Below are 10,973 nucleotides of genomic sequence, written 5' to 3' on the forward strand. Positions count from 1 at the left end.
GCGCCCTCCTAGTTCGCCGGGGTGGCGGCGGAGGCTGGCGGGGCCAGGGTGGTGACGCTCGTGGGCGCAGCCGAGGTCGCGCGACGGATGGCGACGGTCGTGGTCTTCACCTTCTGTCCGGGGATGGCCCTCTGGACGCCGTTGACGACCACCACGTCGTCGGGACGCAGACCGCCGCGCACCACGCGCAGCCCGCCGCTGACCGGCCCAAGCTGCAGAGCGCGCGGCTGCACGGTTCCGTCCTTGGCCACCACATACGCCACCTTGCGCGCCGCATCGGCGACCACGGCGGCCTCGGGGATCAGCAGGGCGTCATAGGCTCCGGAGCCTTCGACCCGGGCGCGGCCGAACATGCCGGGCTTGAGGAAACCGTTCGGGTTGGCGACCAGCGCGCGCATGCGGATCGCGCCGCTCTGGTCGTTGACCGCGTTGTCGGAGAAGTCGATCGTGCCGGTCCAGCGGAAGTCCGGCTCATCCTGAAGCTGCACCTTGACGCTGGAGCCGCGCCCGGACGCTTCGCGCTGATATTTCAGGAGTTGCGACTCCGAGGCGTCGAACACGAAGTGGATCGGGCTGGTGGAGACGATGGTGGTCAGCACGTCGGCGGACGAACTGCCGCCAGCAACCACGTTGCCCGCATCGACCCTGCGGTCGGAAGCGACGCCCGACACCGGGGCGGTGACGCGGGTGAACTCCACATCCAGCCGGCGCGCGCGAACGGTGGCGTCGGCCACCAGGGCTGCGGCGCGCTTGGCTTCGAACTCCTCGCGGGAGATCGCCTCGGCGGCGAGCAGGGTCTTGGCGCGCTCGACCTCGCCGCGCGACTGGGCGGCCTGGGCTTCGGCGGCCGTCAGCAGGGCCTGGGCAGGGCGCGGGTCCAGAGTGAACAGCAGCTGGCCCTTCTGCACATACTGGCCGTCGCGAAAGTGCACGCCCTGCAGGTAGCCGCCCGCGCGGGCCCGCACCTCCACCCGCTGAGTCGCCTCGAAGCGGCCGGTGAAGTCGTCCCAGTCGACGACGCGCTCGCGCAGCGGCGTGGACACCGAGACCATCGGGGTCGGCTGGCCTTGCTGAGCAGCGGGCGGTTTCCCACATGCGCTCAAGGCGAGGCATGACAAAGCGGCGCCGATCAGCGCCCTGACAGTTCTGTAGCGCATGCCCTATCCCCAAGGCTCGCGGGCCCTGCTGGGGGCCGTAAGTCAACAATTGATGACTTTTAAAGCGCCTCGTGCGAAGCTATGTCAACACTTGTTGACAAAGATTCCGGAGGAACGCCATGCCCGCCCCGGGCTTCATCGTCACGCGCCGCAGAAGCGCCGAGACGACGCGCGCCGCGATCCTCGAGGCGGCGCGATGCCGCTTCTCCCGCGAGGGTTATGAAGGGGCGGGCGTGCGCGACATCGCCGGCGACGCAGGCGTCGACGCCGCGCTGGTCTCGCGGTACTTCGGCGGCAAGGACGAGCTGTTCGCCGCGGTGTTGGAGCTGTCGGCCAAGCCCGACGAGCTGTTCTACGGCGCGCCGGAGGAGTTCGCAGCGCGGATTGCGGCGCTGCTGGTGCGCGACCCCCAGGATGACGCCAAGATGGACTGCGTGCTGATCATGCTGCGATCGGCGTCCTCGCCCAAGGCCGCTGCGGCGATCCGCCAGTTCATCGAAGCCCGCTTCTACGGACCGATGGTCGAATGGCTGGGCTGCGCCGACGCGACGGTCCTGTCCAGGCTTCTGGGCGCGCTGATGATGGGCATGGGCGTGACGCGCGCCATCAGCCCCGACCTGGATCTCGACGCCGCGGGGCGCGAGGCGCTGGAACGCAAGGTTGAGGCGATCCTGCTGGCGATGCTGCGCCCGAATCAGCCCGTCGGCTGATCTGCGGCCACCTGCTTAAATACAGGCCGCGGCGACGCTTGGAGTCCTCGTGTGCTAGCATGGCCGACGTTACGTTACGCCGGAGTTCGTGATGCGCAGGTTCCTGCTGATGGCGGGGTCGATCGTCGGTGTTCTGGCCGCCGCGACACCCACACAGTCGCAGATGTTCGGCCGTCCGAAACCCGTCGCCGCCGACCCGTCCTCGATCGACTGCGCGGCGCTGGCGCGGATGCCCAATGCGCCGATGACCCAGGCCGCCTGCGAGCAGATGATGGGCCAGGCCAAGTCCATGCAGTCGGCGATGGACGATCCCGCCGGCCAGCGCCCCGGCGACGCGGCCATGACCTGCGATCAGGTCAAGGCCGAGCTGTCCACTCAGCAAAACGTGGGGGTCTCGCACGAGCATGTCGCCGAGGGGCAGGCGGCCAGCGCGGACTATCTGTCGACCGAGAAGCGGGTGAAGGCGGAAGGCGCTGCGCTCTCCGCGGGGCAGACGGCGGTCAATACCGGTGCGGCTGCGCTCAGCCTCGTGCCCGGGGTGGGCGCTGCGGCGTCCACCGCCGCGGCCGCCTCGACCATGGCCGCGACCAACGCGTTCGGGCAGCGGGCCAATGCGGAACTGACGCCGGCGCGGCAGCGGCTGACCAGCTCCGCCGCCGCCTCCATGGGCGACGTGGCGCGCTCGATGCAGGACAATCCGCGCTTCGCGACGCTGGCGCGGCTGGCCCAGGAAAAGGACTGCCGCTAGGCGCTACTGGCCGCGGACGTAGGATCCGGGCGCCGGCTCTATCGCCTTCAGCTTTCCCTCGCCGACCTTGCGGGCGGGCTTGGTGTCGGCGTCTTGCTCGGTCAGCCAGGTCCGCCACTCCGGCCACCACGAGCCGTCTTGCTTGGCGGCCGTCGCCATCCAGCCTTCCGCGTCATCGGGCAGGGCGGCGTTCGTCCAGAAGCCATGCTTGTTGGCGCTCGGCGGATTGATCACGCCGGCGTTGTGGCCGGAACCGCCCAGCAGGAAACGGGCAGGGCCGCCGAACATCCGGGCGCCCGAGTAGGTCGCTTCCCAGGCCGATACGTGGTCGTCCTTCAGCGAGATCACGAACACCGGCGCCGTCACCTTGCCCAGATCCAGAGGCGTGCCTTGCAGGACCACCGCGCCGGGGTTCTTGAGCTGATCGCCCTTCAGCATGTTCTCGCCGTAGGTGCGCAGGAAGGCCGCCGGGATCCGCGCGCCGTCGGCGAACCAGTAGAGGATGTCGGAGGGCGGCGCTTCCTTGTCGAGCAGGTAGTGGTTCACCACAGAGGACCAGATCAGGTCGTTGGCGCGCATCAGGCTGAACAGCTTCTGCAGGTCGTGGCTCTCGATGTAGCCCTTTGAGTGGACGTTGCGGTGCAGCGCCTCCATGTCGCCGGCGCCCATGAACACGGCCCATTCGCGCAGGTCGCTGAACTCCAGCAGGGTGCCGATCATGGTCAGCGAGCCGACGCGGTCGGCCTCGCCCTTGGCGGCGAGATAGGCCGCCGCGCAGGCCGCCAGCGTGCCGCCCATGCAGAAGGCGGCAAGGTCGACGTCCGGCTCGCCGGTCGCGTCACGAACCGCGTTCATCGCCTCGACAACGCCCTCGACGACATAGCTGGCGAGGTCCTTATCCCGCAGCTCAGGTCCGGGATTGACCCAGGAGACGACGAACACGGTGCGCCCTTCGTCCACCAGCCACTTGAGCAGGCTCGACTTCGGCTGCAGGTCCATCAGGTAGTACTTGTTCACCAGCGGCGGCACGTAGAGCAGCGGGCGGCGGGCCACCTGCGGCGTGGTCGGCGCATACTGGATGAGCTGGAACAGCGTGTTCTGGTAGACCACGTCGCCCGGCGTCGCGGCGATGTTCACCCCAAGCTCGAAGGTGTCGGCGGCGCGGCGCTCGACGATCCCCTTGTCGGTGGCGACGTCGGCCAGCAGATTGGCGAGGCCGCCCAGCAGGTTGACCCCGCCGGTCTCCAGCGACTTGCGCAGCGCTTCGGGGTTGGTCAGAGCGAAATTGGTCGGCGCCACGGCGTCCAGGTACTGCCGCAGGATGAACGCCACCCGCAGCCGGGTGTCAGGGTCGACATTGTCGACCTTGGCGACCAGCTCGTTCATCTGCCGGCCGGCCAGCAGGTAACTCTGCTTGAGGTGTTCGAACAGCGGCTGTTCGGTCCAGGCGGGGTCGGAGAAGCGGCGGTCGCCACGGGCAGGCTCGATGACCGGGTCAGCGGCCTGGCCGCCCATCCGCCGCAGGGTCGCGGTCCACAGCGACGACCATTCGGCGAACGCCTTCTGCTGCGCCTCCACCAGCACCGTCGGCTGGGTCATCAGCGACAGGGCGAAGTTGAACATCGCGCCGGCCTTGTCCGCCGGGTCGAAGGTCAGGGCGGTGGGCGGCGCCAAGGCCTTCTTGGCCGCGGCGCGGGTCGCCTGCGCTGCGTTGATGAAGATCTCGGCCAGCGCTTCACGCGTCGCGGCGGGATCCGGCAGATTGGCTTGGAAGGACCGTTGGTTGGTTTCGTCGGACATGGGGCTCGTCGTGTGCTGGACGGATGAATGCGCCGCGAACTCACGATTACACCACCAGGCGGGCCGCGACGCTTTGCGCTCGCGCGCGGCGGATGCTCAGGCGGTGGCGGTCAGTCGCGGGCGCTCGGTCAGACCCAAGAGCTCGTCCAGAGCCGCGCAGGGCCGGGGCGAAACATAGAGGAAACGCAGCAGGTCGTCCGGATTTTCCCGCGCCCAGGCCGGCGAAGGATCAGACGCCATGTCCAGGGGCGCGGCGTCATTGGCGGCGTGGGTCATGGCGAGAGCGGACATCGGGACCTCCTGCGTGAGATCTCCAATAGCCACATCCATCTCGCACTTGCGAACAACATTTGTACATTGATGGTCAAATTGTTCATTTTGTCGCAGATGCGAAGCCGACTTGCCCAAGGTGGTGAACCTATCGCATCTGCGACAGTTGTGAGTGCCCGCCTCTGAGATCGGTTGATCGGTTCATGTACGAAGAAGTTTCCGCCGGCCCGCCGTCGCTCGCCCTCACGCTCGCCGAGACGTTCCGGCCCTCGCTCGAACTTGCGACCCTGTTCGCGGCGGCGCCGCTGCTGTGGGCCGCGCCGCGCGGCGATGGGCGCAAGGTGCTGGTGCTGCCGGGCTTCTCGCTGGACGACACGTCCACCTACTGCCTTCGCAGCTATCTGACGTTCCTCGGGTATCACGTCTCGGGGCTCGGTATGGGCCCCAACTTCGGCGACCGCACCCTGGGTTCGGACAGCCGGCGGCTCGGAGCCAAGATCGACGGCCACAGGGGCGAAGGGAAGATCATTCTGATCGGCCATAGCCTCGGCGGCGTGGTCGCCCGCCAGTACGCCCGCCGACATCCTGACCAGATCGAGCGCGTCATCTGCCTGGGCAGTCCGTTCGCCGGCGACGAGACCAGCATGAACGAGGGCGTCGTCTGGCTGCGTCGGCACATGACCGGCGAGGACCGCAGCATCGTCACCGACCGTTCGCCGCTGCCGGTGCCGCACACCGTCATCTACAGCCGCAGCGACGGGGTGGTCTCGCCGTTCGACTGCCGCGACAGCGCCGATGACGCCGACAACATCGAGGTGCCCGGCAGCCATATCGGCCTGGTGGTCAACGCCGCCGCCTTCCGGATCATCGCCGAGCGACTGGCGCAGATCGCCGCCTGACGCGAAGCGCGGCCACAGGTCGACGACCCGGCGCCCGCAGGGGCCCTCCGTCAGGCCGGCCAGCCAATCTCCATCCAGTCCATCACCAGCGCGGGCTTGTCGCCGCCTTCGATCTCGACGGTCATCCGCATCCGGATCACCACCCCGCCGTCGGGCTTCGGTTCCGCCCCGACGACCTCGCCGCGCATGCGGATGCGCGAGCCCGTGACGACAGGCGCAAGGAAGCGGACCTTGTCGTAGCCATAGTTCAGGGCGCGGCCTTGGCCCTGAGAGCGCACCATCTCGCCCATCATCTTGACCGTGAGCGACAGGGTGAACAGACCGTGGGCGATGCTGTCGCCGTAGGGAAGTTCGCGCTTGGCGCGTTCCGGATCGGTGTGGAACCAGGCGTGGTCGCCGGTGGCGTCGGCGAACTCATCGATCATCTTTTGGGTGACGGTGATCCATGGGCTGGGGCCGAAGGGGACGCCGATGTAGTTGGCCATATCGGCCATTCCCATGGGTGCGATCGTGTTGGTCTCTTCGGTCATGGCCTCGTCCGGCATCGAATTCTCCCAATTTGCGTATCGCCGCGAAGTTATCGTTCTTCCGCGAAGGCGGCTGTCGGCAAGACGCTAACCGGTCTTTCGGGGTGGCGAAATCCCCTGGGCTGGCCAAATCCCGCTCGTCGAACGCCCGCAGCGCGATCGTCACCCGCGGCTGGACGTCTGCTGAGATCAGAAGCGCAACAGGGCTTGAGCCGCCGCCGCAGACCCGTTACGGAACAGCCTGTCAAAGATGCTGCCGGAAGGGCTGTTTCGTGCTGGTCAATTTGCGAAATCTGCTCGTGAGTACAGCATGTTGGCGGGTGTAGTTCAGAGGTAGAACGCAAGCTTCCCAAGCTTGATGTCGCGGGTTCGATTCCCGCCACCCGCTCCATTCCCCGGCCAAACGCCCCGATCCATCGACACCGGCTTGCTGCATCTCGCCTTGACCCGATCAGCCAGGCGTCTGCGCCCCGCGCGCCAAGCGCCAGCCCACCAGGCCGGCGCCGACCAGGATAACTGCGGCCAGCAGGAAGGCCGCGCCTGGGTGCGGCAACGCCGCGCCAGGGCCGATCGAGGCCGCGTAGACCGCACCGAACAGCAGCGGCGAGACGATGCCGGCGATGCTGGCGAGGCTCATGTTGGCGCCTTGCAGCTGGCCTTGTTCGGACTCCGAGACCCGCCCGGTCATCAGCGCCTGCAGCGTCGGCATGGCCAGGCCCCACAGGCAGTTGGGCAGCAGCGCCAAGGCGAAGGCGAGCCCGGTGGGCGCGAGCCCCATGCCGGCCAGCCCGGCCGCGCCGCCGAACAGGCCGATCATCATCGTCGTGCGCTCGCCCAGCCGCTTCACCGTCGGTCCGATCAGCAGCCCCTGGACGCAGGCGTCGAGCACGCCGGCCAGCGCCAGCACGATCCCCACCGCCGCCGGGCTCCATCCATAGCGGTGGGCCGCGTAGAGCACATAGACGGTCGAGAACACGTGGTGGGCGAAGTGGACGAGGAAGTTGACGCTCGCCAGGCCCATCAGCTCGCGGTGGCGGCGCAGCAGCGTCATCGCCCCGAACGGGTTGGCGCGTCGCCAGGCGAACGGCATGCGGTGTTCCTGGGCCAGCGACTCCGGCAGCACGAACAGGCCGTAGACGAAGGCCACGCCGCTGAACGCGGCGGCGGCCCAGAACGGCGCACGGGGAGAGATCTCGCCCAGCAGCCCGCCCATCAGCGGGCCGGCCACGAACCCCGCGCTGAACGCCGCGCCGATCAGGCCGTAGGCGCGGGCGCGGCCTTCCGGCGGAGTGATGTCGGCCATGTAGGCGTAGACGGTCGTGAAGCTCGCCGAGGTCGCGCCGGCGATTAGCCGGCCCAGCGCCAGCCACCAGAGGTTCGGGGCGAGCGCCATCAGCACATAGTCCGCCGCAAGTCCCGCGGTGGAGATCAGGATGGTGGGCCGGCGCCCATACCGGTCGGACAGCGAGCCAATGATTGGCGATGCGACGAACTGCATCGCCGCCCACATCGCCACGAACACGCCGTTGATCACGCCGGCGCGCGCGTTGGAGCCGGTGAACTCCTCGATCAGGCTCGGCAGAACCGGCATCACAACGCCCATCGCCAGGATGTCGAGGACGGCGGTGACAAAGATGAAGGCGAGGACCGCCGTTCGCCGCGATCCGGAGAGCGGAGTCACGGTTTCAGCGTCAGCGGCAGGCCGGCGGTGATCAGCACGACGCGCTCCGCCGCCGCCGCCAGCGCCTGGTTGGCGCGGCCCGCCTCGTCACGAAAATGCCGGGCCAGGGCGTTGTCAGGGACGACGCCCTGGCCGACTTCGTTGGTCACGACGACCACCTGCGCTGGCGTCAGCGAGAGCGCCAGGACCAGTCCGGAGACCTCCAGCGCAAGATCGGCGTCGTCCAGCAGGTGGTTGCTGAGCCAGAGCGTCACGCAATCGAGCACCGCGACGTCGCCGCCTTCGAGGGCCGTCACCGCCTGAGTGAGCGCCCGTGGCGTCTCCACCGTCAACCATGCCTCGCCCCGGTCGGCGCGATGCACGGCGATGCGTTCGGCCATCTCGGCGTCGAGCGCTTCGGCGGTGACCATCATGATCGGCCGGACGCCAGTCTCCCGGGCGTGAGCCTCGGCGATCCGGCTCGCATAGGCGCTCTTGCCCGAACGCGCGCCGCCGATGACGAGGGTGAAAGCCATCCCGGCTCCATGATTGACGGCCCTGGGCGCAGGGCCTACTGGGCGGCTGCGGCAGGTTTCCCCGCAAGGGGACTAAGAGGGAACTCAGGTGCGACACCTGGGCTGCCCCCGCAACTGTAAGCGGCGAGCCCGCGCGTCAACAGCCACTGGACCGACGGTCTGGGAAGGCGGCGCGCAATGGGCTGTGACCCGTGAGCCAGGAGACCTGCCTGCCGCAGTCGTCCTTCGTCCGGCCGGGGTGCGCCGAGCGAACGGGTCTTCCCGTGAGGCGACGTTGTTGGGCCGTGGGTGACCGCGGGCGGCGACGTGCCGTCCTCGCGTAATCCTCCGCGACCCGTCGTCAAGCGGAGGGCTTATGCCTATGAAGACGCTGCTATTCCTCTCCACCGCCTATGCGGCGATGACCCTGGTCGCCAGCCCGGCCCAGGCCGCTGAGGCGACGGCGCCCACCCCTGACGTCGCCGGTCGCGAGGGCTCCGCCGGTCTCACTGAGGTCGTGGTCACCGCCACCCGTTCGCCGCAGCCGGAGACGCGTATCGGCCAATCGGTCACCGTGCTCGACGAGAAAACCATCGTCGCCAGCCAGGCGGTGACCGTGACTGACATTCTGGAGGAGGCGCCGAGCGTCGCTTTCAGTCGCAACGGCGGCCCGGGCACGGCGGCGACGGTGAACATCCGTGGCGCCGAGGGGCAGCACACGGTGGTGGTGGTCGACGGCGTCAAGCTGAACGACCCGTCGTCGACCCAGGGCGGTTTCAACTTCGGCAATCTGCTCATCGGCGACATCAGCCGCATCGAAATCCTGCGCGGCGCCCAATCGACCCTGTGGGGCAGCCAGGCGATCGGCGGCGTGGTCAATGTCGTCACCCGCGAACCGCAGGCCCCATTCGAGGCCACGGCGGACGCGGAGGTCGGCTCGCGCGACACCGCCTACCTGCGCGCTGGCGTCGGCGGCCTGGGCGAGCGACTGAGCTGGCGGCTCGCCGGCGCCTACTACACCACTGACGGATTCTCCGCCTACAAGCTCGGCAAGGAAGACGACGGCTACCACAACGGCGGCGTCAGCGGCCGAGTGCGGCTTGCGATCACAGACAACGTCTCGGTGGAGGCGCGCTCGGTATGGTCCAAGGGCCGCGCGGACATCGACGGCTTCAACGTCGATTCCGCCGAGTTCGGCCGCACCGAGGAATTGGTCGCCTATCTGGGCCTCAACGCCGCCCTGCTGGATGGCCGGCTGAAGAACCGGTTGGCCTACGCCTACACCGACACCGATCGGGAGAACGTCAATCCCGTGAGGACCGCCGCGCCCGTCACCTTCGACGCCGCCGGCCAGAACCGGCGCTGGGAGTACCAGGGGTCGTTCGCGCTTTCCGACGCCTGGAATGCGACGTTCGGCTTGGAGAGCGAAAGGGCGCGGATGCGGACGCGCTCCCCCTCGGTCGCCCAGCCCAATCCGGCGTTTATCCGCGGGCGGGTGGGTCTCGACAGCGCCTACCTGCAGGTGCAGGGCGTCATCGCCGACGGCCTGACGATCACCGGCGGCGTGCGTCACGACGACCACGACACCTATGGCGGCAAGACCTTGGGGCAGGCGGCCATGGCCTGGTCGCTGAACGACGGCGACACGGTGCTGCGGGCCAGCTTCGGCCAGGGCTTTCGCGCTCCTGGCCTCTACGAGCTGTTCAGCGAGTTCGGCAACACTACACTGGCGCCGGAGTCCTTCGACGCCTGGGATGCGGGGATCAGGCATCGGTTCGCTGAAGGCGTGAGCCTGTCGGCGACCTACTTCCACCGCGATGCGGACAACGAGATCCGCTTCAACTCCTGCAACGCCGGGACCACCGATCCGCTGTGCGCGCCGCGTGGGGTGAGCCGGTTCGGCTACTACCTCAATGTCCAGAAGACCAAGGCGCAGGGCGTGGAGCTCGAGGGATCCGCCAAGATCGGTGAGAGGCTGTCGCTGAGAGCCAACTACACCTGGACCGAGGCCCTCAACGACTCGGGCGCCAATCGTGGCAAGCAGTTGACGCGGCGGCCCGAGCACATGGGCTTCGCCCAGGCGACCTATGATTGGCCCATCGGCCTGTCGACGGCGATCGCGGCGCGTTACGTCGGCAAGACGTTCAACAACGACGCCAATACGATAGCGGTGTCCGATTATGTCGTCGTCGACCTGCGCGCGACCTATCCGATCCGCGAGGGGCTTGAGGTCTACGGCCGCGTCGAGAACGTGTTCGACGAGGATTATCAGACGATCCTCAACTTCGGGACGCCGGACCGCGGCGCATTCGTCGGTCTGCGGGCGCGCTTCTAGATGGCGCCGGTCCATGGCTTCGGTCGGCACGGCGGGCGGTTGGGCGAAGCCCGCGCGGCCTTCCCGCTGGCTCCGGAGCCATGGATCGACCTCTCGACCGGCATCAACCCGCGACCCTGGCGTGGACCGCGGCCGACCCGCGCCGATCTGGCGCGGCTGCCCGACCCCTTGGCGTTGCGTTCGATGGAGCGCGCTGCTGCGGCGGCGTTCGGCTTGACGGGCGCTGACCGCATTGTGGCCACGGCCGGCGCGGAGGCCGCGCTTCGCCTGCTGCCCACCCTGACCGGCGCGCGCGAGGCGGTCATTGTCGGCCCGACCTATGGCGGCCATGCCGAGGCGTGGTCGGCTTCCG

10 protein-coding genes, 1 tRNA gene, 1 pseudogene and 1 riboswitch are annotated in these 10,973 nt (G+C 68.5%); of the genes and pseudogenes, 6 read left to right on the forward strand and 6 right to left on the reverse strand.

What is annotated here, in order from left to right; all coding sequences use genetic code 11:
* Positions 1-8: 8 nt before the first annotated feature.
* Positions 9-1,052 carry an efflux RND transporter periplasmic adaptor subunit gene (locus tag Q8R27_RS09970; RefSeq protein WP_305698876.1) on the reverse strand — a complete coding sequence of 348 codons (1,044 nt, stop codon included), beginning with the start codon at positions 1,050-1,052 and terminating at the stop codon, positions 9-11.
* Between the two features lie 224 nt (positions 1,053-1,276).
* Here Q8R27_RS09970 and Q8R27_RS09975 point away from each other — a divergent pair, with 224 nt between their 5' ends.
* A complete protein-coding gene (locus Q8R27_RS09975; protein WP_305698877.1) occupies positions 1,277-1,867 on the forward strand; it encodes a TetR/AcrR family transcriptional regulator in 591 nt (196 codons plus the stop codon).
* 91 nt (positions 1,868-1,958) lie between these two features.
* The gene (locus Q8R27_RS09980; RefSeq protein WP_305698878.1) at positions 1,959-2,615 is read left to right on the forward strand and encodes a hypothetical protein; all 657 of its coding nucleotides are present in this window, start codon (positions 1,959-1,961) and stop codon (positions 2,613-2,615) included.
* Positions 2,616-2,618: 3 nt separating this feature from the next.
* On the opposite strand, the gene Q8R27_RS09985 is transcribed toward Q8R27_RS09980, so the two are convergent.
* Together Q8R27_RS09985 and Q8R27_RS09990 are read right to left on the reverse strand one after the other, a co-directional pair.
* On the reverse strand, positions 2,619-4,415 hold the full coding sequence (locus Q8R27_RS09985) for an alpha/beta fold hydrolase (protein ID WP_305698879.1): 1,797 nt from the start codon (positions 4,413-4,415) through the stop codon (positions 2,619-2,621).
* Between the two features lie 96 nt (positions 4,416-4,511).
* Positions 4,512-4,706 carry a hypothetical protein gene (locus Q8R27_RS09990; RefSeq protein ID WP_305698880.1) on the reverse strand — a complete coding sequence of 65 codons (195 nt, stop codon included), beginning with the start codon at positions 4,704-4,706 and terminating at the stop codon, positions 4,512-4,514.
* 182 nt (positions 4,707-4,888) lie between these two features.
* Between Q8R27_RS09990 and Q8R27_RS09995 the strand changes: the two genes are divergently transcribed.
* Complete coding sequence (locus tag Q8R27_RS09995) at positions 4,889-5,584, forward strand: alpha/beta fold hydrolase (RefSeq protein ID WP_305698881.1); 696 nt, start codon at positions 4,889-4,891, stop codon at positions 5,582-5,584.
* Between the two features lie 50 nt (positions 5,585-5,634).
* Here the strand turns inward: Q8R27_RS09995 and Q8R27_RS10000 are convergent, their stop codons facing one another.
* Positions 5,635-6,129, reverse strand: a complete 495-nt coding sequence (locus tag Q8R27_RS10000; RefSeq protein WP_305698882.1) for a MaoC family dehydratase — start codon at positions 6,127-6,129, stop codon at positions 5,635-5,637.
* Positions 6,130-6,427: 298 nt separating this feature from the next.
* On the opposite strand from Q8R27_RS10000, the gene Q8R27_RS10005 reads away from it, so the two are divergent.
* Positions 6,428-6,502 (forward strand) — tRNA-Gly (locus tag Q8R27_RS10005).
* A gap of 60 nt (positions 6,503-6,562) precedes the next feature.
* On the opposite strand, the gene Q8R27_RS10010 is transcribed toward Q8R27_RS10005, so the two are convergent.
* Both Q8R27_RS10010 and cobU read right to left on the reverse strand, forming a co-directional pair.
* A complete protein-coding gene (locus tag Q8R27_RS10010) occupies positions 6,563-7,792 on the reverse strand; it encodes a TCR/Tet family MFS transporter (protein ID WP_305698883.1) in 1,230 nt (409 codons plus the stop codon).
* Positions 7,789-8,307 carry a bifunctional adenosylcobinamide kinase/adenosylcobinamide-phosphate guanylyltransferase gene (cobU, locus tag Q8R27_RS10015; RefSeq protein WP_305698884.1) on the reverse strand — a complete coding sequence of 173 codons (519 nt, stop codon included), beginning with the start codon at positions 8,305-8,307 and terminating at the stop codon, positions 7,789-7,791. Before cobU ends, Q8R27_RS10010 begins: the two co-directional genes overlap by 4 nt.
* Before the next feature lie 36 nt (positions 8,308-8,343).
* Positions 8,344-8,535, forward strand: a riboswitch (cobalamin riboswitch).
* A gap of 133 nt (positions 8,536-8,668) precedes the next feature.
* Here cobU and Q8R27_RS10020 point away from each other — a divergent pair.
* Positions 8,669-10,621 (forward strand): TonB-dependent siderophore receptor, encoded by a 1,953-nt coding sequence (locus Q8R27_RS10020; protein ID WP_305698885.1) that lies wholly within the window; start codon positions 8,669-8,671, stop codon positions 10,619-10,621.
* Positions 10,622-10,973, forward strand: a pseudogene (locus tag Q8R27_RS10025) (threonine-phosphate decarboxylase); the annotation flags it as partial.

Origin of the sequence: Phenylobacterium sp., assembly GCF_030697305.1 — a bacterium.
Classification (GTDB): Bacteria; Pseudomonadota; Alphaproteobacteria; order Caulobacterales; family Caulobacteraceae; genus Phenylobacterium.

What these genes read in the sequence shown, in the direction of transcription:
- Q8R27_RS09970 (WP_305698876.1), bottom strand. Translation starts at nt 1,052, where the DNA reads ATGGTCTCGGTGTCCACGCCGCTGCGCGAGCGCGTCGTCGACTGGGAC.
- Q8R27_RS09975 (WP_305698877.1), top strand. Translation starts at nt 1,277, where the DNA reads ATGCCCGCCCCGGGCTTCATCGTCACGCGCCGCAGAAGCGCCGAGACG.
- Q8R27_RS09980 (WP_305698878.1), top strand. Translation starts at nt 1,959, where the DNA reads ATGCGCAGGTTCCTGCTGATGGCGGGGTCGATCGTCGGTGTTCTGGCC.
- Q8R27_RS09985 (WP_305698879.1), bottom strand. Translation starts at nt 4,415, where the DNA reads ATGTCCGACGAAACCAACCAACGGTCCTTCCAAGCCAATCTGCCGGAT.
- Q8R27_RS09990 (WP_305698880.1), bottom strand. Translation starts at nt 4,706, where the DNA reads ATGTCCGCTCTCGCCATGACCCACGCCGCCAATGACGCCGCGCCCCTG.
- Q8R27_RS09995 (WP_305698881.1), top strand. Translation starts at nt 4,889, where the DNA reads ATGTACGAAGAAGTTTCCGCCGGCCCGCCGTCGCTCGCCCTCACGCTC.
- Q8R27_RS10000 (WP_305698882.1), bottom strand. Translation starts at nt 6,129, where the DNA reads ATGCCGGACGAGGCCATGACCGAAGAGACCAACACGATCGCACCCATG.
- cobU (WP_305698884.1), bottom strand. Translation starts at nt 8,307, where the DNA reads ATGGCTTTCACCCTCGTCATCGGCGGCGCGCGTTCGGGCAAGAGCGCC.
- Q8R27_RS10020 (WP_305698885.1), top strand. Translation starts at nt 8,669, where the DNA reads ATGAAGACGCTGCTATTCCTCTCCACCGCCTATGCGGCGATGACCCTG.